The sequence below is a fragment of the Pseudomonas sp. DTU12.3 genome (assembly GCF_004124275.1).
GTDB classification, from domain to species: domain Bacteria; phylum Pseudomonadota; class Gammaproteobacteria; order Pseudomonadales; family Pseudomonadaceae; genus Aquipseudomonas; species Aquipseudomonas helmanticensis.
On the sequence record NZ_CP027218.1, the window covers coordinates 5,172,166 to 5,197,215 of the forward strand.

Genomic DNA, 25,050 nt, shown 5'->3' on the forward strand with positions numbered 1-25,050 from the left:
TGCGGTTTGTAGCAAAAGGTAGTCAATGATGAGCGCAAGGCACTTTCTCTCCCTGATGGATTGCACGCCCGAAGAGCTGGTCAGCGTGATTCGTCGAGGCGTTGAGCTCAAGGACCTGCGTAACCGCGGCGTACTGTTCGAGCCTCTGAAAAACCGCGTGCTGGGCATGATTTTCGAGAAGTCCTCAACCCGTACGCGGATTTCGTTCGAGGCGGGCATGATCCAGCTCGGCGGCCAGGCGATCTTTCTGTCGCCACGCGACACTCAGCTGGGCCGTGGCGAGCCGATCGGTGATTGCGCCATCGTCATGTCGAGCATGCTCGACGCGGTAATGATCCGCACCTTTGCCCACAGCACATTGACCGAATTCGCTGCCAATTCGCGCGTGCCGGTAATCAACGGCCTGTCCGATGATCTGCACCCGTGCCAGTTGCTGGCCGACATGCAGACGTTCCTTGAACATCGCGGTTCGATTCAGGGCAAAACCGTGGCCTGGATCGGCGACGGCAACAACATGTGCAACAGCTATATAGAAGCGGCGATTCAGTTCGACTTCCAGCTGCGCGTTGCTTGCCCGGAAGGCTACGAGCCGAACCCTGAATTCGTCGCCAAGGCTGGCGATCGCGTGACCATCGTCCGCGATCCGCAGGACGCCGTGCGCGGCGCACATCTGGTCAGCACCGACGTCTGGACTTCGATGGGCCAGGAAGAGGAAACTGCCAAGCGCCTCAAACTGTTCGCCCCGTTCCAGGTCAACCGTGCCCTGCTCGACCTCGCTGCCGAGGACGTGCTGTTCATGCACTGCTTGCCTGCACACCGTGGCGAAGAAATCAGCCTCGACCTGCTTGATGACCCGCGCTCCGTCGCTTGGGATCAGGCAGAAAACCGTCTCCACGCACAGAAGGCCCTGCTCGAGTTCCTCGTCGAACCGGCATATCACCACGCATGAGCCATGAATTACTGCTGAACCTGCGCAACCTCGCTTGCGGCTACCAAGATCAACGAGTGGTGCAGAACCTCAATCTGCACCTCAACGCCGGCGACATCGGCTGCCTGCTCGGCTCGTCCGGCTGCGGCAAGACCACGACGCTGCGCGCCATCGCCGGTTTCGAACCGGTGCACGAAGGTGAAATCACCCTCGGTGGCGAAACCATCTCCAGCGCCGGGTTTACCCTCGCTCCGGAGAAACGCCGGATCGGCATGGTGTTCCAGGATTACGCGCTGTTTCCGCACCTGAGCGTCGCCGACAACATCGCCTTCGGTATCCGCAAGCATCCGAACAAGGCGCGCGTCACCGAAGAGCTGCTCGAACTGGTCAACCTGAAAAACCTCGGCAAGCGCTTCCCGCACGAGTTGTCCGGCGGCCAGCAACAGCGCGTCGCCCTCGCCCGCGCATTGGCACCTGAGCCGCAATTGCTGCTGCTCGACGAACCCTTCTCCAACCTCGATGGCGAGTTGCGCCGCAAACTGAGTCATGAGGTGCGCGACATTCTCAAGGCCCGCGGCACCAGCGCGATTCTGGTGACCCACGACCAGGAAGAAGCCTTTGCCGTCAGCGATCACGTTGGTGTGTTCAAGGAAGGTCGACTGGAACAGTGGGACACGCCGTACAACCTGTATCACGAGCCGGCGACGCCATTCGTGGCCAGTTTCATCGGTCAGGGTTACTTCGTTCGCGGCCAGCTCGGCAGCCCCGAATCGGTGCAGACCGAACTGGGCGTACTGCGCGGCAACCGCGCGTATGGGTGGCCGATTGGCGGGGCTGTTGATGTATTACTGCGTCCGGATGACATTGTTTATGCGCCGGATAGTGAGTTGAAAGCACGGATTGTTGGCAAGACGTTCTTGGGGGCTTCGACCTTGTATCGCCTGCAACTGCCGACTGGAGCGCAGCTGGAATCGATTTTTCCGAGCCATGCGGATCATCAAGTCGGCGCGGAAGTAGGGATTCGAGTTGCGGCTGAACATCTCGTATTGTTTCAGGCATCCGGCAGCACCGCTGCACAGATCCCGGCAGTTGAGAACGGCGTCCGCCGCTACAGCACTGCGCTTTAAAGATTAAAAGATCGCAGCCTTCGGCAGCTCCTACAGGGATCAATGTAGGAGCTGCCGAAGGCTGCGATCTTTTAGCTTTTAACCCAGAATCAGGGTGCCGCTCGCAACCAGCGTCGCATGCCCGCCGATCTTCACCCGCTCACCTTCCAGCCGACAAAACAACTCTCCGCCCCGCGCCGAACGCTGGCACGCGGTCAGGCTCGATTTGCCCAGACGTTTCGACCAATACGGAATCAAGCTGCAATGCGTCGACCCGGTCACCGGATCCTCATTGATACCAATCGCCGGTGCGAAATAGCGCGAGACGAAATCATGCTGATTACCCCGCGCGGTGACGATTGCGCCCAACCACGGCAGCTTGGCCAACGCGACCATGTCCGGCTTGCAATCAAGCACCGCCTGCTCCGACTCCAGCACCACAAACAGTTCGTTCGAACCGAGCACATCAACCGCCTCAACGCCCAGCGCCCGTTCGACATCGAGCGTCACGCCAATCTCTGACGGCACGATCGAGGGGAAATCCAGCCACAAACGTCCGTCTGCCCGCGTCACGCTCAACGGCCCCGACTTACAGGTGAAGTCGATACGCTCGGCCGTTTCCTTATAAATCTCGAACAAAACAAAAGCGCTGGCCAGCGTCGCGTGTCCGCACAACGGCACTTCAGTGGTCGGAGTGAACCAGCGGATATGCCAGGCCGATCCCTCACGCACCAGAAACGCCGTTTCCGCCAGATTGTGTTCGGCAGCGATCTTCTGCATCAGCTCATCGGCGAGCCACGCATCGAGCCGATAGACCATCGCCGGGTTGCCACTGAACGGCCGATCACTGAACGCGTCGACCTGATGAAACTCGAGCTGCATAACCTTCTCCCTGAGTCAGTCGGCAAAGCATGCAGCGCGTGACGGATCAGCGCCAGTGACAGAACCGGCCAATTTTCTTCATACAGCGCGGGCGAACGTCAGGCACGGCCGATGTCGGCGAATTTGGCCTGGGTGTGTTCGGCGAGAATCGCCGGGGCCAACTCGACCTCCAGGCCACGCCGACCGGCACTGACATAAATAGTCGCAAAACCCTGAGCCGAGTTATCAATGAAGGTGCGCAGGCGTTTCTTCTGCCCCAACGGGCTGATGCCGCCCAGCAGATAACCGCTGGAACGCTGTGCTGCTGCGGGGTCAGCCATCTCGACTTTCTTCACTCCCGCGGCATGCGCCAGACCTTTCAGGTCGAGACTTCCGACGACCGGCACCACCGCCACCAGCAGCTCACCTTTTTCGCTGGCCGCCAGCAACGTTTTAAACACCTGCGCCGGCTCAAGTGCCAGTTTTTCTGCGGCCTCCAGCCCATAGGAGGCAGCCTTCGGGTCATGTTCGTAACTGTGCACGCGATGTTCGGCACGAACTTTTTTCAACAAGTCCAACGCAGGGGTCATGGCAGCTCCAGGCTCGGCAGTGACTGAAAAATCCTCCGGCGGATTCTAGGTGATCAGCCCTCAAAAGGCTCTATTCCAAGCCACGATTCCTGTGGCTTACAGGCATTTCGAGCGCGTCGTCCCAGCGCCATGGCAGAGGATCATTCACCCAGCGAATAGTTATATTGTGACCGGTAGTTCACTTTCGACCTTTGACAGGTTTGTTTCTTGTCTATATTTTTTCGAATCTGAATAATGTAAGAATTATCATCATTGCAGCACCCAGCAGTAAACCGGCAATGGAATGGGGATTCCTACCCGGCGAAAATCGCGCTCTGCCGTATCGGCAATGCGCCAGACAACAACAAAAACCGAGGTTTTCAATGACAACTGCTTTACAGCAACCATCGCTTTCGAGCCAATGCATGGCCGAGTTTCTGGGTACTGCACTGCTCATCTTTTTTGGTACCGGCTGTGTCGCCGCGCTCAAAGTCGCGGGCGCCAGCTTCGGCCTGTGGGAAATCAGCATCATCTGGGGCGTCGGCGTGAGCATGGCGATCTACCTCACGGCCGGGGTTTCCGGCGCGCACTTGAACCCGGCTGTCAGCATCGCCCTGGCAATCTTCGCCGACTTTGAAAAGCGCAAACTGCCCTTCTATATTCTTGCGCAGATCGCTGGCGCCTTCTGCGGTGCGCTGTTGGTTTACACGCTGTACAGCAATCTATTCTTCGATTACGAACAAACTCACCAAATGGTTCGTGGCTCGGCCGCCAGCCTTGAGTTGGCTTCGGTATTCTCGACCTTCCCGAACCCGGTGCTGTCGACGGCCCAGGCTTTCCTGGTCGAGATGATCATCACCGCGATCCTGATGGGCGTGATCATGTCCCTCACCGACGACAACAACGGCTTGCCGAAAGGCCCGCTGGCGCCGCTGTTGATCGGCTTGCTGATCGCCGTGATCGGCAGTTCGATGGGCCCCCTGACCGGGTTCGCGATGAACCCGGCGCGTGACTTCGGTCCGAAACTGATGACTTTCTTCGCTGGCTGGGGTGAAATTTCCTTCACTGGCGGCCGCGATATTCCGTACTTCCTGATTCCGATTTTTGCACCGATTGTCGGTGCCTGCCTCGGCGCTGCCGGGTATCGCGGGCTCATCGCCCGTCACCTGACCGGCGCCACACCTGCTACAAAGGATGCAGAACCGGCCATTGACGGCAAACCAAGAACTTCTTGAAACAGTCGGCGCAGGCTCCTGCCAATCCGAGCCTGCGCCACGGCCCACTCTCCCTTATTTCGTCCAAGGCAATCGACATGACCGACATTCAGAATAAGAACTACATCATTGCCCTCGATCAGGGTACGACCAGCTCCCGCGCGATCATTTTCGACCGCGATGCGAACGTGGTCTGCACCGCGCAGCGCGAGTTCGCCCAGCATTACCCGCAAGCCGGTTGGGTCGAACACGATCCGATGGAAATCTTCGCCACCCAAAGCGCGGTGATGGTTGAAGCGCTGGCGCAAGCCGGTCTGCATCACGACCAAGTCGCCGCCATCGGCATCACCAACCAGCGTGAAACCACTGTGGTCTGGGACAAGACCACCGGTCGCCCGGTGTACAACGCCATTGTCTGGCAGTGCCGCCGCAGCACCGAGATCTGCCAGCAGCTCAAGCGCGATGGCCATGAGCAATACATCAGCGACACCACCGGTCTGGTCACAGACCCGTACTTCTCCGGCACCAAACTGAAGTGGATCCTCGACAACGTCGAAGGCAGCCGCGAGCGTGCGCGCAACGGCGAACTGCTGTTCGGCACCGTCGATAGCTGGCTGATCTGGAAATTCACCGGCGGCAAGGTACACGTCACCGACTACACCAACGCCTCGCGCACCATGCTCTTCAACATTCACTCGCTGGAGTGGGATTCGAAGATGCTGGAAATCCTCGACATCCCGCGCGAAATGCTCCCGGAAGTGAAAGCCTCTTCGGAAATCTACGGTCGCACTAAAAGCGGCATCGCCATCGGCGGTATCGCCGGCGATCAACAAGCCGCCCTGTTCGGCCAGATGTGCGTCGAGCCAGGCCAGGCGAAAAACACCTACGGCACCGGTTGCTTCCTGCTGATGAACACTGGCGACAAAGCGGTGAAATCGCAGCACGGCATGCTTACCACCATCGCTTGCGGCCCGCGTGGCGAAGTCGCTTATGCACTGGAAGGCGCGGTATTCAACGGCGGTTCGACCGTGCAGTGGCTGCGTGATGAACTGAAGATCATCAACGACGCCCACGACACCGAATACTTCGCCAATAAAGTGAAGGACAGCAATGGCGTATACCTGGTACCGGCATTCACCGGTCTCGGCGCTCCGTACTGGGACCCGTATGCCCGTGGCGCGCTGTTCGGCCTGACACGCGGTGTGCGCGTCGATCACATCATTCGCGCCGCACTGGAATCGATCGCCTACCAGACCCGCGACGTGCTCGACGCCATGCAACAGGACTCCGGCGAACGCCTCAAAGCCTTGCGCGTGGACGGCGGCGCGGTAGCGAACAACTTCCTCATGCAGTTCCAGGCCGACATCCTCGGCACCCAGGTCGAGCGCCCGCAAATGCGCGAAACCACGGCACTCGGCGCCGCGTATCTGGCCGGTCTGGCGTGCGGTTTCTGGGGCAGCCTGGAGGAACTGCGTGGCAAAGCGGTAATCGAGCGCGAATTCGAGCCGAGCCTCGACGAAGTCGCCAAGGAGAAGCTGTATAAAGGCTGGAAAAAAGCCGTCAGCCGCACCCGGGACTGGGCGCGTGAGGACGCTGAATAAGCCAACCTGAGTACTCGTATCGGTATGTAACTGGTAGGGAGCGGATTCCTGCGTCATCATGGGCAAATTTTGCACGGCAGCCCAAAGGAAGCCCCATGAATCTGCCTCCCCGTCAGCAGCAAATCCTCGAGCTGGTCCGCGAACGCGGCTATGTGAGCATCGAGGAAATGGCCACGCTGTTCGTTGTTACCCCGCAAACCATCCGCCGCGACATCAATCAGCTCGCGGAAGCCAATCTGCTGCGTCGCTACCATGGCGGCGCCGCCTATGATTCCAGCGTCGAAAACACTGCCTATGCGATGCGCGCCGATCAGATGCGCGATGAAAAACAACGCATTGGTGAAGCCATCGCCGCACAGATTCCCGATCATGCCTCGCTGTTCATCAATATCGGCACGACGACCGAGTCGATCGCCCGCGCCCTGCTCAATCACAACCACCTGAAGATCATCACCAACAACCTGCACGTAGCGTCGATGCTCAGTGCCAAGGATGACTTCGACGTGCTGCTGACCGGCGGCAACGTGCGTCGTGATGGCGGCGTGGTCGGTCAGGCGAGCGTGGATTTCATCAACCAGTTCAAGGTTGATTTTGCCTTGGTCGGGATCAGCGGCATCGATGAAGACGGCAGCTTGCTCGACTTCGATTATCAGGAAGTGCGGGTTTCGCAGGCAATCATTGCCAATGCGCGACAGGTGATTCTGGCGGCGGACTCGAGCAAGTTCGGGCGCAACGCGATGATCCGGTTGGGGCCGATCAGTCTGATTGATTGTTTGGTGACCGATCAGCAGCCAGTGCCGGCGTTGGCGCAGTTGTTGAGCCAGCACAAGATTCGTCTGGAAGTGGTTTAACCCCCCCAAGATCAAAAGATCGCAGCCTTCGGCAGCTCCTACATGGGTTCACTTGACCTGTAGGAGCTGCCGAAGGCTCGGGCCGCGATCGGACGATCTTTTGCATTTAATGTTCGAAAATTTTCTTTTCCCTGCCCTTCGATGAGTTTTTTCAATCGAACGTGACTGGCTGCGCGCGTCTTTATGGGCTACCATTTTCGCAAATGAACATTAATGTTCGATTTCCAAGACAGAAAATCAAAAGAGCCCGAGGCCAGCCGATGTCCACCTCTACCTTGCGTACGCCCCCAATCTCCGAGATCTACGACATCGCCGTCATCGGCGGCGGGATCAATGGCGTGGGAATCGCAGCGGATGCCGCCGGTCGCGGTCTCTCGGTGTTCCTTTGCGAAAAGGACGACCTCGCCAGCCACACTTCGTCGGCCAGCAGCAAGCTGATCCACGGTGGCCTGCGCTACCTCGAACATTACGAATTCCGTCTGGTGCGTGAAGCGTTGGCCGAGCGCGAAGTGTTGCTGGCCAAGGCGCCGCACATCGTCAAGCCTATGCGTTTCGTGTTGCCGCACCGTCCGCACCTGCGTCCGGCGTGGATGATTCGTGCCGGCCTGTTCCTGTATGACAACCTCGGCAAACGCGAAAAACTGCCGGGTTCGAAAAGCCTGAAGTTCGGCGCCGACAGCGCGTTGAAAAGCGAAATCAAGAAAGGCTTCGAATACTCCGATTGCTGGGTCGACGACGCCCGCCTCGTAGTACTCAATGCCATGGCCGCCCGCGAAAAAGGCGCCCACGTGCACACCCAGACCCGTTGCGTTAGCGCCCGGCGCGCCAAAGGCCTGTGGCACCTGAACCTGGAACGTGCCGACGGCAGCCTGTTTTCGATCACCGCCAAGGCACTGGTCAACGCGGCAGGCCCGTGGGTTGCCAAGTTCATCCGTGATGACCTGAAGATGGAATCGCCGTACGGCATCCGTCTGATTCAGGGCAGCCACGTCATCGTGCCGAAACTGTACGAAGGCGATCACGCGCACATTCTGCAAAACGAAGATCAGCGCATCGTTTTCACCATTCCGTACCTGAACCACTTCACTCTGATCGGCACCACCGACCGTGAATACACCGGTGATCCGGCGAAAGTGGCAATCACCGATGGCGAAACCGAGTACTTGTTGAAAGTGGTAAACGCGCACTTCAAGAAGCAGATCAGCCGCGACGACATCCAGCACAGCTACTCGGGCGTACGTCCGCTGTGCAACGACGAATCCGACAACCCGTCGGCCGTTACCCGCGACTACACCCTGGCCTTGTCCGGCAGCAGCGAAGAAGCGCCACTGCTTTCGGTTTTTGGCGGCAAGCTGACCACCTACCGCAAACTCGCCGAATCGGCGATGGCGCAACTGCTGCCGTTCTTCACCCAGATGCGCCCGAGCTGGACGGCCACGGCCACTCTGCCCGGCGGCGAAGACATGACCACGCCACAGGCCTTGAGCGCACTGATTCGCGACAAGTTCGACTTCGTGCCAACCGAGATTGCCCGTCGCTGGTCCACCACCTACGGCAGCCGCACCTGGCGCATGCTCGAAGGCGTCGAAACCCTCGCCGACATGGGCGAACACATTGGCGGCGGGCTCTACACCCGTGAAGTCGATTACCTGTGCGGCGAAGAGTGGGCGACCACGGCGCACGACATCCTGTGGCGTCGTAGCAAGCTGGGGTTGTTCACCACTCCGGCTGAGCAGGAGAAGCTTGCGGCGTATCTGGGTAAGGTCGAACACAACCGTAGCAAGATTGAAGCGGCGTGATCTGAACATCGGTTAAACAAAAAGCCCCTGAATCGTAAGGTTCAGGGGCTTTTTGTTTTGGGGGTTTATTGACACTGGTTAGGTCAGTGAGATCTTTCCCCCTCACCCCAGCCCTCTCCCCCAAGGGGTAGAGGGGAAAGGGAGCCGATCTTCATAGGCTTCGAAACTAGAGTTCGACTCGGGATCCCAAGTCGGTGCATCTCGCCCATACAACCCGGTCAGTCCCCTCTCCCTCCGGGAGAGGGCTAGGGTGAGGGGCTCTTCACCGTTCGGTTTTCCGAACGAGACTCCCTGGTCAATTCGGTTAACCGGATCCACCCATACAAAAAAATCCGCCATAAAACTTTAATTACCTTATAAATCATAAACTTGACCAATAGAGACTGGTCTGGCACGACTCATGCTCTACACTCTCTCGACGAATGCCTGTTGAGCCAACACTTCAGGAGCCGTCAGGCATTCGAAGCACAAAAGGGCCGACGAACTGGCTCCATAAAAAAAACAATGTCGAGGAAAATTTGATGCGCATCGTTCCCCATATCCTGGGCGCAGCCATTGCTGCCGCTCTGATCAGCACGCCAGTTTTCGCCGCCGAACTCACCGGCACCCTGAAGAAAATCAACGAATCCGGCACCATCACGCTCGCTCACCGCGACAGCTCCATTCCGTTTTCCTACATTGCAGACGCTTCGGGCAAACCAGTGGGCTACTCCCACGACATTCAGATGGCTATCGTTGAAGCCCTGAAAAAAGACCTGAACAAACCCGACCTGCAAGCCAAGTACAACCTCGTCACCTCGCAAACCCGTATCCCGCTGATCCAGAACGGCACCGCGGACCTCGAGTGCGGCTCTACCACCAATAACACCGAACGCGCTCAGCAAGTCGACTTCACCGTCAACATCTTCGAAATCGGCACCCGTCTGCTGGTCAAGAAAGACAAGGATGGCAAGCCGTCCTACGCTGACTTTGCCGACCTGAAAGGCAAGAACGTCGTGACCACCGCCGGCACCACGTCCGAGCGCATCATCAAAGCGATGAACGCCGACAAGCAGATGGGCATGAACGTCATCTCCGCCAAGGACCACGGCGAATCCTTCAACATGCTGGAAAGCGGCCGCGCCGTTGCCTTCATGATGGACGACGCCCTGCTGGCCGGCGAAGAAGCCAAGGCCAAGAAGCCGACTGACTGGGTCATCACCGGTACTCCACAGTCCTTCGAAGCCTACGCGTGCATGGTTCGCAAAGACGACCCGGCCTTCAAGAAAGCCGTGGATGACGCAATTGTCGGCCTGTACAAGTCCGGCGAGATCAACAAGATCTACAGCAAGTGGTTCGAGAGCCCGATCCCACCTAAAGGCCTGAACCTCAACTTCCCGATGAGCGACAAGGTCAAGGAGCTGATCGCCAATCCGAGCGACAAGCCAGCGCCTGACGTAAAAATCTGACTCTGATCTAACCTTATCGCCTGAGGGAACCGACTCTCCCTCAGGCGTCAGTTACTACCTGCTGGCTTTGTTTTGGAACACTCGACCTGGCGGTTTCCGAGCCGATCGCGTGTGCCTGGCGTTCAACGTCGGGCGGGAAAGGATCTTCCCCAAACAGGTACTTGTACATCGATCGATCTCGAGGGGAGACCCTAATGAATTACAACTGGGACTGGGGCGTGTTCTTCAAGTCCACCGGCGTTGGCAGCGAGACTTATCTCGACTGGTACATCGCGGGTCTGGGCTGGACCATTGCCATCGCTGTCGTGGCATGGATTGTCGCCTTGTTGCTTGGCTCCGTTCTGGGGGTCATGCGCACCGTGCCGAACCGCATCGTATCGGGCATCGCGACCTGCTACGTCGAACTGTTTCGTAACGTGCCGCTGCTGGTTCAGCTGTTCATCTGGTACTTCCTGGTACCCGATCTGCTGCCGCAAAACCTGCAAGACTGGTACAAGCAAGACCTCAACCCGACCACCTCGGCGTACCTGAGCGTTGTTGTCTGTCTGGGTCTGTTCACCGCCGCCCGCGTCTGCGAGCAAGTGCGTACCGGCATCCAGGCGCTGCCTCGCGGCCAAGAGTCCGCCGCCCGCGCCATGGGCTTCAAGCTGCCGCAGATCTACTGGAACGTGCTGCTGCCCCAGGCCTACCGCATCATCATTCCGCCGCTTACCTCGGAATTCCTCAACGTCTTCAAGAACTCCTCCGTGGCGTCCTTGATCGGCCTGATGGAACTGCTGGCGCAAACCAAACAGACCGCCGAATTCTCGGCCAACCTGTTTGAAGCCTTCACCCTGGCCACGCTGATCTACTTCACCCTGAACATGAGCCTGATGTTGCTGATGCGCATGGTCGAGAAGAAAGTCGCGGTGCCCGGCCTGATCTCCGTGGGGGGTAAATAATGGACTTCGATTTCAGCGGCATCATCCCCGCTATCCCGGGCCTGTGGAACGGCATGGTCATGACCTTGCAGTTGATGGTCATGGGCGTGGTCGGCGGCATCGTGTTGGGGACGATCCTGGCACTGATGCGCCTGTCGTCCAGCAAACTGCTGTCACGCGTGGCTGGCGCTTATGTGAACTATTTCCGCTCGATCCCGCTGCTGCTGGTGATCACCTGGTTCTACCTGGCGGTGCCGTTCGTGCTGCGCTGGATCACCGGCGAAGACACGCCGATTGGCGCGTTCACTTCCTGCGTCGTGGCTTTCATGATGTTCGAAGCCGCGTACTTCTGTGAAATCGTCCGGGCCGGCGTGCAGTCGATCCCCAAAGGCCAGATGGCCGCCGCGCAGGCGATGGGCATGAGCTACGGCCAGACCATGCGCCTGATCATCCTGCCTCAGGCGTTCCGCAAGATGACCCCGTTGCTGCTGCAACAGTCGATCATTCTGTTCCAGGACACATCGCTGGTTTACACCGTGGGCCTGGTGGACTTCCTCAACTCCGCCCGCTCCAACGGCGACATCATTGGCCGCTCCAACGAGTTCCTGATTTTCGCCGGTGTCGTCTACTTCATCATCAGCTTTTCCGCCTCGCTGCTGGTCAAGCGTCTGCAAAAAAGGTTCGCCGTATGATCTCTATCAAGAACATCAACAAGTGGTATGGGGACTTCCAGGTGCTGACTGATTGCAGCACCGAGGTCAAAAAAGGCGAAGTGATCGTGGTCTGCGGCCCGTCCGGTTCGGGTAAATCGACTCTGATCAAATGCGTCAACGCGCTGGAGCCGTTCCAGAAAGGCGACATCGTCGTCGACGGCACCTCGATTGCCGACCCGAAGACCAACCTGCCGAAACTGCGTTCACGCGTGGGCATGGTGTTCCAGCATTTCGAACTGTTCCCGCACCTGACCATCACCGAAAACCTGACCATTGCGCAGATCAAGGTGCTGGGCCGCAGCAAGGAAGAGGCGACCAAGAAAGGTCTGCAACTGCTCGAGCGCGTTGGCCTGTCGGCCCATGCCCACAAGCATCCGGGGCAACTGTCCGGTGGTCAGCAACAGCGCGTGGCGATTGCCCGTGCGCTGGCGATGGACCCGATCGTCATGCTGTTCGACGAACCGACCTCGGCGCTCGACCCGGAAATGGTCAACGAAGTACTCGACGTGATGGTGCAACTGGCCCACGAAGGCATGACCATGATGTGCGTGACCCACGAAATGGGCTTCGCCCGTAAAGTGGCCGACCGGGTGATTTTCATGGACGCCGGCAAGATCATCGAAGACTGCCCGAAAGAGGAATTCTTCGGCGACATCAGCGCCCGTTCCGAACGCGCGCAGCACTTCCTCGAGAAAATCCTGCAGCACTAAAAGCACCACCGCCGGCCCCCTGTAGGAGTTGCCGCAGGCTGCGATCTTTTGACTTTGTTTTTAAAGATCAAAAGATCGCAGCCTGCGGAAGCTCCTACAGGGGAATGGCAAGGTCTGTTGTGGTGGTTGACCCAAGGCATCTGTGATGAAATGCGACCCCAATCTCTATCGCGCAGCAAAGCCATCACTTGCCGTGAAGCCCCGTCTGATTCGTCATTTGTTCCTGCCGCCGCTGATCATCACCCTGATGATCGGACTGGGTTTCATCGGCTTCTGGACCAGTGAACATTTCGGCATCCGCAGCCTCGGCGAGAACGGCCAGCGTCAGTTGGAATTGCACGCCCGCGCCGTCGAAAGCGAGATCAGCAAATACACCTATCTGCCCAGCCTGCTGGAGCTCGAAACCAGTGTCCCGCAGTTGCTGGCCGACCCGACCACGGAACATCGGCAAACGGTCAACGCCTACCTTGAAGGCCTGAACCGGCGCAGCCGCAGTCGGGCCATCTACGTGATGGACACCACCGGCCGTGTCATGGCCACCAGCAACTGGCGCGATGTCGACAGTTATCTCGGTGAAGACCTGTCCTTCCGTGCCTACTTTCAGCGCGCCGTGCGTGGCGAACCTGGTCGTTTCTACGGGATCGGCAGCACCAATGGCGAGCCGGGTTACTACCTCGCCCACGGCCTCGAAGAACACGGCAAGATCATTGGCGTCGCCGTGGTCAAGGTGCGTCTGGAAGCCATGGAAGAGCGCTGGCAGCGAGCGCGTCTCGAAGCGTTCGTCAGCGATGAAAACGGCATCATCATTCTCTCCAGCGACCCCGCCCGACGGCTCAAATCGGTCATTCCGCTGAGCGAAGAGACCAAAGAGAAACTCGCCCGCAGCCTGCAGTATTACTGGTTCCCGCTCAATGAACTGCAACCGCTGGCGCGCGAGACGTTGTCTGAAGGCGTGGAGAAACTCACCTTCCCCGCCAACAGCGAACTGCAGTCCGACGAAGACGACATCAGCTATCTGGCGCAAACCCGGCCACTGACCGACACACCGTGGAATTTCACCCTGCTCACGCCGTTGCAGGATCTGCGCCGCGAAGCGATCAACCAAGGCATTCTCGTCGCCGTCGCGTTTGCGCTGGTGGCGTTCCTGCTGATCGCCTGGAACGAGCGGCGCAAGGTCATCGCCACTCGCCTCGCCGCCCGCGAGGCCTTGCAGGAAGCCAACAATCAACTGGAGCGTCGGATTACCGAACGCACCACCGACCTGCGCGCGAGCAACGAACGCCTGAAGAGTCAGATCCGCGAACGCCGTCAGGCCGAAGAGACCTTACGCCGCGCGCAGGATGAGCTGGTGCAGGCCGGCAAGCTTGCGGCGATCGGCCAGATGTCGACCAGCATCGCCCACGAATTGAACCAGCCACTGGCAGCGATGCGCACGCTGTCCGGCAATACCATTCGCTTTCTGGAGCGCGGCCAGCTCGATGTCGCCAGTACCAATCTGAAGACCATCAATGACCTGATCGACCGCATGGGCCGCATCACCGCCAGCCTGCGCTCGTTCGCCCGGCGCGGCGACAATCAGGGCCAGGCCAGCCTTGGCAAAGCCGTCGACGCGGCGCTACAAGTGCTCGGCGCTCGGGTCGAAAGCGCCGCGTTGCAGGTGCATCGGCAATTCATCGACGTCCAGGTGCAGATCGACCAGACCCGCCTCGAACAGATTCTGGTCAACCTGATCGGCAACGCCCTCGACGCCATGCAGGCGCAACCACAACCCGAACTGTGGCTGGAGGGCGAAGAATTCAACGGCAAGTATCGCCTGCGTGTACGCGACAACGGGCACGGCATCGATGCCGAAGCGCGCAAGCATCTGTTCGAACCGTTCTTTACCACCAAACTTGGCGAACAGGGCCTGGGTCTCGGCTTGACCCTTTCCGCCAGCTTCGCCGCCGCCACCGGCGGGCATCTGGGTGTCGAACACCCGGCCAGCGGTGGTACCACCTTTGTCCTCAGTTTACCGTTGGTAAGCCCTACACCTGCCGAGCCAATATGAACCCCGAACTTAGTGTGCTGATCGTCGAAGACGACCCCCATGTGCTGCTCGGCTGCCAGCAGGCGCTGACGCTGGAAGACATTCCCTGCGTCGGCGTCGGCAGTGCCGAAGAAGCGCTGAAACGGGTCGGCGACAACTTTGCCGGCATCGTCATCAGCGACATTCGCCTGCCAGGCATCGATGGCCTGGAACTGCTGACCCGCCTCAAGCAACGTGATCGCAGCCTGCCGGTGGTATTGATCACCGGGCACGGCGACATTTCCATGGCTGTCGGCGCGATGCAGAAAGGCGCCTACGACTTCATGGAGAAACCGTTCTCGCCGGAACGTCTGGTGGATGTCGCACGACGGGCGCTGGAGCAACGCAGCCTTGCCCGCGAAGTGTCGTCGCTGCGCCGGCAACTGGCCGAACGCGATTCCCTTGAAGGCCGCATCATCGGTCGCTCACCGGCCATGCAGAACCTGCGCGAACTGATCGCCAACGTCGCCGACACTTCGGCCAACGTATTGATCGAAGGCGAGACCGGCACCGGCAAGGAACTGGTCGCGCGTTGCCTGCACGATTTCAGTCGTCGTCACAGCAAACAGTTCGTCGCGTTGAACTGCGGCGGTCTGCCGGAGAACCTCTTCGAAAGCGAGATCTTCGGCCACGAGGCCAACGCCTTCACCGGCGCGGGCAAACGGCGCATCGGCAAGATCGAACACGCCGATGGCGGCACGCTGTTCCTCGACGAAGTGGAAAGCATGCCGCTGCCGTTGCAAATCAAATTGCTGCGCGTGTTGCAGGAGCGCACTCTCGAACGCCTCGGTTCGAACCAGAGCGTGGCGGTGGATTGCCGGGTGATCGCGGCGACCAAATCCGACCTCGACGAATCGAGCAAGTCCGGCGAATTCCGTAGCGATCTGTACTATCGACTCAACGTGGTGACGCTGGAATTGCCGCCACTGCGCGAGCGCCGCGAAGACATCCTGCAGCTGTTCGAACACTTCACCCAACAGTCGGCCTTGCGTTTTGATCGCGCGCTGCCGGAGCTGGACAATCAGACCCTGTCGAATTTGATGAGCCACGACTGGCCGGGCAACGTGCGTGAACTGCGCAACGTCGCCGAGCGTTTTGCCCTGGGTTTGCCAGCGTTCAAGAAGTCCGGTGCCAGCAGTGGCGCACAGGGCCTGGCATTCGCCGAAGCGGTGGAAGCGTTCGAGCGCAACCTGCTCAACGACGCCTTGCAGCGCAGCGGCGGCAACCTGACCCAGGCGAGTCTCGAGCTGGGCATGGCCAAGACCACGCTGTTCGACAAAGTCAAAAAATACGGCCTGAGCCATTAAGCGAGAACCACGTGGATCTGATTTTCAAAGCCTTGTTGGGCGCAGCGGTGGTGGTGATCATCGCGGCGCTGTCGAAAACCAGAAACTATTACATCGCCGGACTGGTGCCACTGTTTCCGACGTTTGCGCTGATTGCGCATTACATCGTTGGCAAGGGGCGCTCGATTGAGGATCTGAAGACCACGATCGTGTTCGGCATGTGGTCGATCATTCCGTACTTTGTCTATCTGGCGACGCTGTACGTGATGGTTGACCGGCTGCGGCTGGAAGCATCGCTGGCCGTCGCGGCCGTGGCGTGGTTGATGGCTGCCACCGTGTTGGTCAGCGTCTGGGTGCGCCTGCACAGCTAATAAACCCGATCTCCCGTAGGAGCTGCCGAAGGCTGCGATCTTTTGATCCTGTTTTTTAAGGGCAAGATCAAAAGATCGCAGCCTGCGGCAGCTCCTACGGGCATACCCGGATAACCCGGATATACAGGAATGCAGTTTCAGCCGTTGACGGTGCCGCCCCGGGAGTCGGCCATGATCTGTCGGATCGCCCCGACAAACGTTTCCACCGGTTGCCCGCCCGTCACCGCGTACTGACCGTTGAACACCACTGTCGGCACCGAACTCACTCCGCGTTGCAGCCACAGCTGCTCTTCTTCTCGCACCTCATCGGCGAACTCGTCCGACGCCAGAATCGTCTCCGCACGCTGGCGATCCAGGCCGACACTCTCGGCGATCTGCAGCAGTTGCCGGTGATCCGACGGATTGCCGCCATCACTGAAGTAGGCCTTGAACAACGCCTCTTTCAACGGCAACTGCACACCTTCAAGCTCCGCCCAATGCAACAAGCGGTGCGCATCGAAAGTGTTGTAGATGCGGCTGTTGCCATCGGTGCGAAAGGCAAATCCAAGCTCGGCACCCCGCGCACGAATCGCCTCGCGATTCTTTTGCGACTGCTCCGGCGTCGAGCCGTATTTTTCCTGGATGTGTTCGGCGATGTTCTGCCCGTCAGTGCCCATTTTCGGATTCAGCTCGAACGGCTGGAAACGGATCTCGGCCTGCACTTCGTTGTGCAGAATCTCCAGCGCTTCGAGCAAACCATACAAGCCGACGACACACCACGGGCAAGAGACGTCGCTGACAAAATCGATCTTCAAAGCAGAACTCATCACACACCTCGCAGGGGAATTCGTGAGGGAAAGTTTGCACGATACACCCTGACGCCCCTGTAGGAGCTGCCGCAGGCGGCGATCTTTTGACTTTGTTTTTTAAGATCAAAAGATCGCAGCCTGCGGCAGCTCCTACACGGGGAATGCGTTCCAATGTGGGAGCGAGCCTGCTCGCGATAAGGCGCCGCAAACCCTGGTTACAGCAGATTCCCGCCCACCACCGGCTCAATCTGCGCCCAGTGCGAAGTGTCTTCACGATGCGCCTGCAAATACGGCAGCACCGCCGCCAGCAACGGTTCCTTGAACGCCTCCTGGAAACGATGCGCCAGCCCCGGAATCAGCTTCAACTGACTGCCGCGAATATGCGCCGCCAGATGCACGCCATGCATCACCGGCAGCAATGGATCCGCCGTGCCATGCACCACCAGCGTTGGCACTCGTAATTGATTGAGCAGCGCCACCCGGCTCGGCTCGGCGAGGATCGCCATGATCTGCCGTTTCACGCCTTCAGGATTGAACGCGCGGTCATACGAAGCCGCCGCCTGTTGCAGCAGCATCTGCCGATCGTCGCTGACCGCCGGGCTACCCAGCGCTGCCAGCAGATCGGCCTGCTGCTCCAGCGCTATCTGGCGATTCGGCGCGCCGCGCCGCGACAACAATTGCACCAGCGCCGCGCTCGGCGCCGGCAACCCTTCGGCGCCGGAAGTGGTCATGATCAGCGTCAGGCTCTCGACTCGCTGCGGCGCCATCGCCGCCATGTGCTGAGCGATCATCCCGCCCATGCTGGCACCCAGCACGTGAAACTGCTCGACGTGCAGCGCATCCATCAAACCCAACGCATCGTCGGCCATGTCGGTCAGGCTGTAGGGCGCCGCCACCGGCAAACCGAGTTTGTAGCGCAGCACTTCAAACGTCAGGTTGGCCTCGGCTGGTGCCTGGCGCCAGGTCGACAGACCGACATCGCGGTTGTCGTAGCGAATAACCCGAAAGCCCTGCTGACACAGAGCCACCACGACTTCGTCCGGCCAGTGGATCAACTGTCCACCAAGGCCCATTACCAACAGCAACGCCGGATCCGAGGCACGGCCGATGCTCTGGTACGCCAGACTCACCTGCGCCAGATCGACCCTTTCGGTCGGTACATTGACATCGCAACGCGAAGCCGCCATCGACGGCAGGCCGAACATCAGCGCGGCCAACAGGAAAAATAAACGCATGAAAAACACCGAAACGCAGAACCCCAGTAGAGCGCGAGTCTGATGAAGTTTGTTCAAGCGCGCTGCCACAGTTACGTGACAGTTTGATGAAGTTTGCCGAATGGTCGTGCTCACCACAGCTCGCGTGACCTCGACACTTCCTGAAACGAACGCGGCAAAAAGCGATAACTATGTACCGCAGATGCCGGTGACGGCTCGCCTCTAATGGCATGAAGACCGGGATTAGCCGGCCTTCATGTTTTCTGGAGCCTGTCGCATGTCCGATACCCCTTCTACGGCCGACTTCGGCCTGGACCAGCCTCTGCGGTCGAACCTCGATCAAAACCTCTATCTGAGCGCTGGCGCACGTCTGCGCGACTGTCACCGCCAGTGGCTGGACCTCATGGCCCGGTTTCCGACCGGCAGCGACCGCGACTGGAGCCTGCGTGCAACCGGCACACCACTGTCGCGCCGGGATCAGGCCCTGCGCATCTACCGTCAGCATTTCGAAGCGGCCAGTCAGCTCGCTTGTGCCGAAGGGACGATCAGCATCGGACAATTGCAGACATTGTCGGCGGCCGTCGATCCGTCAACGGTCGCTACAGCCGACGTGCATTTCGCGCAGCTTCAGCTTAAACGTATCGATGACAGCCACGTCTCGTTGGCAGGCGCATTACTATTGCGCATTGACGGCGACTCGCCCGCATCTCATCTGTTGTATCTGCCTTCAACCTCGCCAGCCTTCAGCCTCTTCAAGCAACACGCCGATCTTCAGCGCTGGCTGATCGAACATTGCCAGAAAAACAGCCGGCTGCCGCGACTGGAGGCAGCAACGCTGGCAGAAGTCGCGCTCGATCTCGACCCACTCAAGTGCAACCTCGAATTACTTTTCAATCTGTTGCCCAATGCGCACCCTTCGCCCGCATGGCCCGACTTGTCGAGCCTGATCGCCGAACCACCCTTGCCAACTCCCGATGAAGCAATGCCTGTCGACGACCCGGCCCTGTTCGGTCTGCTGAACCCCGACATTCCTTTCAGCCAGCGCAGCCAAGCTTTGGCCCTTGAGCAGAAAGCCCTCGAACAGTTGCTGGGCGATGCCGTGGCAGCCAGCCTGAACACCCCGTTACGGCAGAAACTGACGCAACAGTTCGACGCCTTGAGCGAGGCGCAAAATGCCAGCCATAACGCGGCTTCAGCGTTGCTCGACCACCGCGTTCCACTGAAAATGCTTGAGCTGCGCCACGCCACCAATGCCCATTACCACGCCCTGCATCAGGCCCGATTACGCGGGTTGCGTGCAGAAGTCGAACTGCAACTGACGCTCAATCAGCTCTCCGTCGATGAACACCGGCGGATCATTGCCTTGCTCGACGCACCCGAGCGAACGCTGCCCCACCAGGAAACGGTATTTGCCCGTGTGACTTTGGTGGCAGCGGCAGATGACCAACCGATGGTAGAGGATCTGAACGGTGTGCTGGTCATCGCTGCGCCTTTTGCGCTGGAGCCGGGTGCCACAGAAAGCCTGCTGCTCTATTGGCCCGGGCAGTCCGGCGGATTGCAGCGCTTCAGTTCACGTCAGGCGCTGGAACAACAGGTGTTCAAGCACTCGGCCATTGATGAGGAGTTGCTGCTGCAGCTGACGCCACTTAGCGGCGATCCGTTCGTATGGGTGCTTGAACAGCAGCTTTACCGATGCGAGCAGCAGGCAGCAACCGTCATCCGTGAAAACCCGCTGCCCTCCCGTGCCAGCGAACGTGCGGCAGCGATGGAGCAACTGAGCGAACAACATCTTGCACGTTTGACGGTACCCTTGTCACAGGCACGCGAACTGGCGTTCGCCTATCGCCTTGAGCAGGAACGCACCGCCGCCCTCGCCGGCAACCTGCCGCCGTGGCTGGATAACCTCGACAACGCCCAATGCGCGCGCAGTAAAAGATTGATCAGTGACTATCTCAAGGCCATGCAGCATTGCCATGCCTTGCTCGAACGCGATCTGCCAGCGCGATCCGTCTTCAGCAAAAAGCGCCTTGATGCTCGACTGCGCAAGGATTTCGCGCTCAAGCGAAGCGTGTCGGTGACGCTGGATTTGCCCGACAGCACCGACTGGCGAAAAACCTTGATCGACGGTGCAGCGCCTGGCACACCGCACCGCAACACACTTGTGGCCAGTACCCGGCGCAGCGAAATGGCCCTCGATGAACTGGCGCAAGACAACATCGATCAGGCCATGTGGTGGCGGCTGTCATTCCTGCGGGTCAAGGTCAGCGCCGAAGACGAGCAGGATCGAAAAGCCGTGGAAAGCGGATTGACTCCGGCCTATCTGCGCAAGTCGTTAACCGATCTGGATCTGGCCGGAAAGTATGAAACGCTGATTCGCCAGACTTTTCTTGGCATGCCCGGCGAATCAGCGTTCGACCTCGCGTATCGACGCGAATGCCTGAGCGAGCCATGGCGGTTGATGCTCAAGCTGCAATGCGAATTCGCCGTACTGCAACGGCATATCGACAGCGCCGGATACGCGCTGCTGAAGATCGCCATCGATGCCTCGACGCGGGAGGCATATAGCGTCAGCGGCAAACGAATCGTGCTGTTACCTGCACATCTCACCGTTGGCGGCACGGACACCGCCCATCAGGGGCCGACCACGCTGGCCGGGGTGACGTTTATCGTCGAACAGGTCAGCGGTTTGACCCTGCTGTATTTTCCGGACAGCACCGACGGGGTTTTCCTGCGCCAGTTCGCCACGCTGGAAGAGGCACGTCTGGATCTGTTCAAACGTTGCGTAGACGCGCGAATGGTCAACTATCTGGCCGGACGAACCTTGAGCGGCGATTTTGCCACCCATGTCAGCCGGATCAACGAAGCTCAACTGCGCAATTTCCACGCGCTGATCGGCACCGGGCTGGCCTGGCCAGCATCGACGTCACTGGCCATGCATTTGCTCGACGTGCACATGGGCCGAGTACTGGAAGCACACCGCAGCAGTTCTCGCTCCAATGACGCCTTATATCTGGAACACTGTGCGCTGAAGTCCGGCACGCTGTTCAACTACCTGAAAATGGCCGTGGGCATGCTGCCATTCATTGGTGCCTCGGTCGCCCTGTATGACGCGTGGAACAGCGCCAACCTCGCGGTTGCGGCGTTCCTGCGCGGAGACATCGGACATGGGCTGGCGGAAGTCGAATCGGTGTTGCTGTCCCTGATCGATGCCGCGATGGATATTCTCCCAGCGACGATCTCGGTACCCGCCGCCGCCCGCCTGATACCCCGCCAGCGCCGCGGGACAGCGTTGACCACAAGGTTTGGCGCCATGCAGACGTCCTGGCAATGGGCGCGCCAGTCACTTGATCGCTTCAAGGGCTACGAGTATGAATTCGAGATTTCCCTGACGGGTCTGCGAGCGGATAGCCACGGCATTTATCGCAATGTCTATCGCCATCCCGAGGGGGATTTCATGGTGCGTCAGGGCCGGATCTACCGTATTCAGTTGCACGACGCACCGCGCGGCTGGAGGCTTTATGGCACATGGGCGCGCTCCTATAAACAGCCGATCGCTCTCGACGAGGCCGGCCAGTGGAACACCCATTACGCCGTGCATGGCACGCTGATGGACGGCGGCGGTGCCGGCGGTGGCGCGGCCATCGGGCACTTGGCCAATGGCCTCGACCCGCTCTGGCCCGAATCCATCCGTCAGTGGCTGCCACGTTGGTGGACCGATCGCCAACTGCGCAGGCAACTGACCCTGACCAACACCGCCGATGCTTACATCCGGCGCCTTGATACCCAGACGCGCAGCTCCAACCAGCTTTTGAAGCGATACAACCAACTGCCCATTGCCGAGCGTCAATCTCTGGAAGCGACAGTTGACGCAGCCTGCCTCAACGATATCGAACTGGCCCAGGTGCTATACCAGAATGTTGCCGAACTACTGCCGCTGAGTCACGGCAGAAAACGCCTGGTGCTCGAAGACATTCAAAGTCGCTGCGCATGGGCGCAGGTGGATCGTTCATTACAGCGCGCCGCCATTTCCCGCCAACGCCTGCTGGAACATCTGAACAGTGTCGACGCACTCGTTGCGCAGTCTGGCGCGACCCCCATCGATAACACTACGGCCCATATAAGTCTCATGGCCCAACGCAAAGTCGTGCGCAAAAACTTCCTCAAGGAATTCGATCACCAGCACGGATTCATCGAACAGGCCAATCTCTGGCATAGCCGCATCACTAACCGGGCGCATAAAGCCACAATGACAGCGGAGCTTACGCCTCTGAACCAACGGTTTGGCGAAACCACGCACTATTACCTGAGAACCGCGCACATTCTGGAGATCATTACCCACTACGAGGCGGTCGACGACCTGTCCTGGGTCTACTTTCACGTGCAACTCAAAGACGCCCGGGTCAAGGTCGGACGTGCTCTGCTGACGCAGCATCATTTACCTGAAGTACATGCCAGCCTTGCCCAACGCAATCGTGTGATCGAGGACTGCCTGGAAATCTACGCAGGCTTTCGCCGTCAGTTGAACGCGTGGTCACTGGGTTATCCACAGCACCTGGATCTTGAAGAGGTCAAGGCATTTCTCGACGGTCTGACCAAGGTTGAACAGCATGCCCGTCAAGCGATCAAGCAACGTCCCGCGATCAAACCCAAAGAAGCGGGCGGCAAGCAGTTGTTTGAAACCGAGGACAACCAATTGCTGATCGGTATCGAAAGTATTGATGCGGGGACCCGGCAAAAGCGTTTCACCATCGAAAGCATCGACGGTTACCGGGAGACCTGGCTACCGCGATCGAGCGGCAAGTACCATCTGGATGCGCAACCCGCGGCCTCTGCTCAATCCTTGCCAACCAACGTACAACCCCTGTTGAACGAAGCCCGCAAGCGTCTCGCCGCCTTACCCGCCTATAACAGCAAAGTCACCGGTTACGCGCGACAGGACATGTTGCCAATCGATCTGGAACACATGCTCGGCAGTGAAGCGACGGAATTGAGCACCCGTGCGAACGCCATCGCACGGCTCTCGCCAGCCGAGCCTCTGGTCATGCAATTGCAGGACAAGGCTCAGGAGTTGATAAGCCTCGGCCGTACGCTGCGCATCGATCAGTCACTGCGCAGCAGAACTCCTACCGAAGGGTATCTGGACTATCTGCTACAACAGAAAGTGATCGATATCCGCAAGGAAGGCGCACTGCGCGCACTGGGCAAACGAGTCGACGGGCGCAAGGACTTTCTCCAGGAGTACGAGGTGCGCGATCTGACCGCTAATCCGCCACGCGCGCTCTGGTATGCGCACTTTCACTACACGTCGGACAAAGTACCTTTCGAGGACTTCGTCAAAGCCCACTTGAAACTGCCCGAGCAGCGCAACCTTGGTCTGCAATGGCAGCAGGCGCAGGCAGCGAGTGGCGCGCAGATCGAAGCGATCTGGCGTGGCGATGTCGGTAGAGCGCTGGGCATTCGGCACTTTTCAAAGCTGTAGGTAAAAGCGGCGGAGCATTGCCAGTGCTCCGCCGACATAACCCCCGGACACGAAGAAAGGCATGCTGGTCGACAGCTTCACCAACATGAGACAAACTCACCGCAATCACTCTTATCACAAATTTGTTTCATGGAGCCTGCGGTGCTTGAAATCCGTCATCTGAAAACCCTGCACGCCCTGCGCGAAGCCGAAAGCCTGGTCGACGCCGCCGACCGTCTGCACCTGACCCAATCGGCCCTGTCCCACCAGTTCAAGGAACTGGAAGAACGCATGGGCATGCCCTTGTTCGTACGTAAAACCAAGCCGGTGCGTTTCACCAGCGCCGGTTTGCGCTTGCTGCAACTGGCTGACGCGACACTGCCGCTGCTGCGCGCCGCCGAACGTGACATCAGCCGTCTGGCCGGTGGCACTGCCGGGCGTCTGCACATGGCCATTGAATGCCACAGCTGCTTTCAGTGGCTGATGCCGACCATCGACCAGTTCCGCGACGCGTGGCCGGAAGTCGAACTCGATCTGGCCTCGGGGTTTTCCTTCGCGCCGCTACCGGCACTCGCCCGTGGCGATCTGGATCTGGTGGTGACTTCCGATCCGCTGGAAATCGCCGGCATCACCTACGTGCCGCTGTTCACCTACGAAGCCATGCTCGCGGTGGCCAATCAGCATGCGCTGGCGAGCAAACCTTACATTGTCCCCGAAGACCTGCTCAGCGAAACCCTGATCACCTATCCGGTAGAACGCGATCGCCTGGACATCTTCACCCGTTTTCTTGAACCCGCCGATATCGAGCCCGCACAAGTACGTACTTCGGAACTGACGGTAATGATGATGCAACTGGTCGCCAGCGGCCGTGGCGTCTGCGGCATGCCGCACTGGGCGCTGCATGAGTACAGCTCGCGTGGTTACGTAAAGGCCAAGCGCCTCGGCGAAAAAGGCCTGTTTGCCACGCTGTACGCGGCGATTCGTGCGGACATGCTCGATGCGCCGTACATGCGCGATTTCCTCCTGACCGCCAAGGACACCTCGTTCTCGACCCTCGACGGCGTCAGCGCGGTACGCTGAACTCCATACACACAAACCCTGTGGGAGCGGGCTTGCTCGCGAATGCGGCGTGTCAGTCACAGCGGATA

General features: G+C 59.3%; 19 protein-coding genes. 15 read left to right on the forward strand and 4 right to left on the reverse strand.

Translation table 11 applies throughout. The features are described from left to right. The first annotated feature begins 28 nt into the window (after positions 1–28). Positions 29–949 carry an ornithine carbamoyltransferase gene (gene argF / locus C2E19_RS23680; protein WP_045123046.1) on the forward strand — a complete coding sequence of 307 codons (921 nt, stop codon included), beginning with the start codon at positions 29–31 and terminating at the stop codon, positions 947–949. Then, positions 946–2,055 carry an ABC transporter ATP-binding protein gene (locus C2E19_RS23685; protein WP_129395326.1) on the forward strand — a complete coding sequence of 370 codons (1,110 nt, stop codon included), beginning with the start codon at positions 946–948 and terminating at the stop codon, positions 2,053–2,055. Before argF ends, C2E19_RS23685 begins: the two co-directional genes overlap by 4 nt. 78 nt (positions 2,056–2,133) lie before the next feature. Here the strand turns inward: C2E19_RS23685 and C2E19_RS23690 are convergent, their stop codons facing one another. Both C2E19_RS23690 and ybaK read right to left on the reverse strand, forming a co-directional pair. Continuing rightward, positions 2,134–2,916, reverse strand: coding sequence for a PhzF family phenazine biosynthesis protein (locus tag C2E19_RS23690; protein ID WP_129395327.1), 783 nt, complete (start codon positions 2,914–2,916; stop codon positions 2,134–2,136). 98 nt (positions 2,917–3,014) lie between these two features. Then, a complete protein-coding gene (gene ybaK / locus C2E19_RS23695) occupies positions 3,015–3,485 on the reverse strand; it encodes a Cys-tRNA(Pro) deacylase (protein ID WP_129395328.1) in 471 nt (156 codons plus the stop codon). 362 nt (positions 3,486–3,847) lie between these two features. Between ybaK and C2E19_RS23700 the strand changes: the two genes are divergently transcribed. The 11 genes from C2E19_RS23700 to C2E19_RS23750 all read left to right on the forward strand — a co-directional run bounded on the left by C2E19_RS23700 (position 3,848) and on the right by C2E19_RS23750 (position 16,442). Beyond that, the gene (locus tag C2E19_RS23700) at positions 3,848–4,699 is read left to right on the forward strand and encodes an MIP/aquaporin family protein (RefSeq protein ID WP_007916695.1); all 852 of its coding nucleotides are present in this window, start codon (positions 3,848–3,850) and stop codon (positions 4,697–4,699) included. 77 nt (positions 4,700–4,776) lie between these two features. Beyond that, the gene (glpK, locus tag C2E19_RS23705) at positions 4,777–6,279 is read left to right on the forward strand and encodes a glycerol kinase GlpK (protein WP_129395329.1); all 1,503 of its coding nucleotides are present in this window, start codon (positions 4,777–4,779) and stop codon (positions 6,277–6,279) included. A gap of 95 nt (positions 6,280–6,374) precedes the next feature. Then, positions 6,375–7,130 carry a DeoR/GlpR family transcriptional regulator gene (locus tag C2E19_RS23710; protein WP_007916700.1) on the forward strand — a complete coding sequence of 252 codons (756 nt, stop codon included), beginning with the start codon at positions 6,375–6,377 and terminating at the stop codon, positions 7,128–7,130. A gap of 260 nt (positions 7,131–7,390) precedes the next feature. Continuing rightward, on the forward strand, positions 7,391–8,929 hold the full coding sequence (gene glpD / locus C2E19_RS23715) for a glycerol-3-phosphate dehydrogenase (RefSeq protein ID WP_129395330.1): 1,539 nt from the start codon (positions 7,391–7,393) through the stop codon (positions 8,927–8,929). Positions 8,930–9,450: 521 nt separating this feature from the next. After that, positions 9,451–10,377, forward strand: coding sequence for a glutamate/aspartate ABC transporter substrate-binding protein (locus C2E19_RS23720; protein ID WP_129395331.1), 927 nt, complete (start codon positions 9,451–9,453; stop codon positions 10,375–10,377). A gap of 194 nt (positions 10,378–10,571) precedes the next feature. Beyond that, positions 10,572–11,318 carry an amino acid ABC transporter permease gene (locus C2E19_RS23725; RefSeq protein WP_129395332.1) on the forward strand — a complete coding sequence of 249 codons (747 nt, stop codon included), beginning with the start codon at positions 10,572–10,574 and terminating at the stop codon, positions 11,316–11,318. Next, positions 11,318–11,989 (forward strand): amino acid ABC transporter permease, encoded by a 672-nt coding sequence (locus C2E19_RS23730; RefSeq protein WP_129395333.1) that lies wholly within the window; start codon positions 11,318–11,320, stop codon positions 11,987–11,989. Before C2E19_RS23725 ends, C2E19_RS23730 begins: the two co-directional genes overlap by 1 nt. Then, positions 11,986–12,720, forward strand: a complete 735-nt coding sequence (locus C2E19_RS23735; RefSeq protein ID WP_007916729.1) for an amino acid ABC transporter ATP-binding protein — start codon at positions 11,986–11,988, stop codon at positions 12,718–12,720. The genes C2E19_RS23730 and C2E19_RS23735 overlap by 4 nt, the downstream gene beginning before the upstream one ends. Before the next feature lie 145 nt (positions 12,721–12,865). Beyond that, positions 12,866–14,767 carry an ATP-binding protein gene (locus C2E19_RS23740; RefSeq protein ID WP_129395334.1) on the forward strand — a complete coding sequence of 634 codons (1,902 nt, stop codon included), beginning with the start codon at positions 12,866–12,868 and terminating at the stop codon, positions 14,765–14,767. Continuing rightward, positions 14,764–16,092, forward strand: a complete 1,329-nt coding sequence (locus C2E19_RS23745) for a sigma-54 dependent transcriptional regulator (protein WP_129395335.1) — start codon at positions 14,764–14,766, stop codon at positions 16,090–16,092. The genes C2E19_RS23740 and C2E19_RS23745 overlap by 4 nt, the downstream gene beginning before the upstream one ends. A 20-nt stretch (positions 16,093–16,112) precedes the next feature. Next, positions 16,113–16,442, forward strand: a complete 330-nt coding sequence (locus C2E19_RS23750; protein ID WP_164979480.1) for a GlpM family protein — start codon at positions 16,113–16,115, stop codon at positions 16,440–16,442. A gap of 137 nt (positions 16,443–16,579) precedes the next feature. On the opposite strand, the gene C2E19_RS23760 is transcribed toward C2E19_RS23750, so the two are convergent. Both C2E19_RS23760 and C2E19_RS23765 read right to left on the reverse strand, forming a co-directional pair. Beyond that, complete coding sequence (locus C2E19_RS23760; protein WP_129395337.1) at positions 16,580–17,248, reverse strand: DsbA family oxidoreductase; 669 nt, start codon at positions 17,246–17,248, stop codon at positions 16,580–16,582. 197 nt (positions 17,249–17,445) lie between these two features. Next, positions 17,446–18,465 (reverse strand): alpha/beta fold hydrolase, encoded by a 1,020-nt coding sequence (locus C2E19_RS23765; protein WP_129395338.1) that lies wholly within the window; start codon positions 18,463–18,465, stop codon positions 17,446–17,448. 256 nt (positions 18,466–18,721) lie between these two features. Between C2E19_RS23765 and C2E19_RS23770 the strand changes: the two genes are divergently transcribed. Together C2E19_RS23770 and metR are read left to right on the forward strand one after the other, a co-directional pair. After that, the gene (locus C2E19_RS23770; protein ID WP_129395339.1) at positions 18,722–23,923 is read left to right on the forward strand and encodes a dermonecrotic toxin domain-containing protein; all 5,202 of its coding nucleotides are present in this window, start codon (positions 18,722–18,724) and stop codon (positions 23,921–23,923) included. Between the two features lie 141 nt (positions 23,924–24,064). Beyond that, positions 24,065–24,982 (forward strand): transcriptional regulator MetR, encoded by a 918-nt coding sequence (gene metR, locus C2E19_RS23775; protein ID WP_129395340.1) that lies wholly within the window; start codon positions 24,065–24,067, stop codon positions 24,980–24,982. Positions 24,983–25,050: the final 68 nt, after the last annotated feature.

Coding starts and splice junctions, on each gene's coding strand:
- C2E19_RS23745 (WP_129395335.1), top strand. CDS start 14,764: ATGAACCCCGAACTTAGTGTGCTGATCGTCGAAGACGACCCCCATGTG.
- C2E19_RS23735 (WP_007916729.1), top strand. CDS start 11,986: ATGATCTCTATCAAGAACATCAACAAGTGGTATGGGGACTTCCAGGTG.
- C2E19_RS23690 (WP_129395327.1), bottom strand. CDS start 2,916: ATGCAGCTCGAGTTTCATCAGGTCGACGCGTTCAGTGATCGGCCGTTC.
- C2E19_RS23720 (WP_129395331.1), top strand. CDS start 9,451: ATGCGCATCGTTCCCCATATCCTGGGCGCAGCCATTGCTGCCGCTCTG.
- C2E19_RS23740 (WP_129395334.1), top strand. CDS start 12,866: ATGAAATGCGACCCCAATCTCTATCGCGCAGCAAAGCCATCACTTGCC.
- glpK (WP_129395329.1), top strand. CDS start 4,777: ATGACCGACATTCAGAATAAGAACTACATCATTGCCCTCGATCAGGGT.
- glpD (WP_129395330.1), top strand. CDS start 7,391: ATGTCCACCTCTACCTTGCGTACGCCCCCAATCTCCGAGATCTACGAC.
- C2E19_RS23685 (WP_129395326.1), top strand. CDS start 946: ATGAGCCATGAATTACTGCTGAACCTGCGCAACCTCGCTTGCGGCTAC.
- C2E19_RS23700 (WP_007916695.1), top strand. CDS start 3,848: ATGACAACTGCTTTACAGCAACCATCGCTTTCGAGCCAATGCATGGCC.
- C2E19_RS23770 (WP_129395339.1), top strand. CDS start 18,722: ATGTCCGATACCCCTTCTACGGCCGACTTCGGCCTGGACCAGCCTCTG.
- C2E19_RS23725 (WP_129395332.1), top strand. CDS start 10,572: ATGAATTACAACTGGGACTGGGGCGTGTTCTTCAAGTCCACCGGCGTT.
- C2E19_RS23760 (WP_129395337.1), bottom strand. CDS start 17,248: ATGAGTTCTGCTTTGAAGATCGATTTTGTCAGCGACGTCTCTTGCCCG.
- C2E19_RS23765 (WP_129395338.1), bottom strand. CDS start 18,465: ATGCGTTTATTTTTCCTGTTGGCCGCGCTGATGTTCGGCCTGCCGTCG.
- argF (WP_045123046.1), top strand. CDS start 29: ATGAGCGCAAGGCACTTTCTCTCCCTGATGGATTGCACGCCCGAAGAG.
- C2E19_RS23730 (WP_129395333.1), top strand. CDS start 11,318: ATGGACTTCGATTTCAGCGGCATCATCCCCGCTATCCCGGGCCTGTGG.
- C2E19_RS23710 (WP_007916700.1), top strand. CDS start 6,375: ATGAATCTGCCTCCCCGTCAGCAGCAAATCCTCGAGCTGGTCCGCGAA.
- ybaK (WP_129395328.1), bottom strand. CDS start 3,485: ATGACCCCTGCGTTGGACTTGTTGAAAAAAGTTCGTGCCGAACATCGC.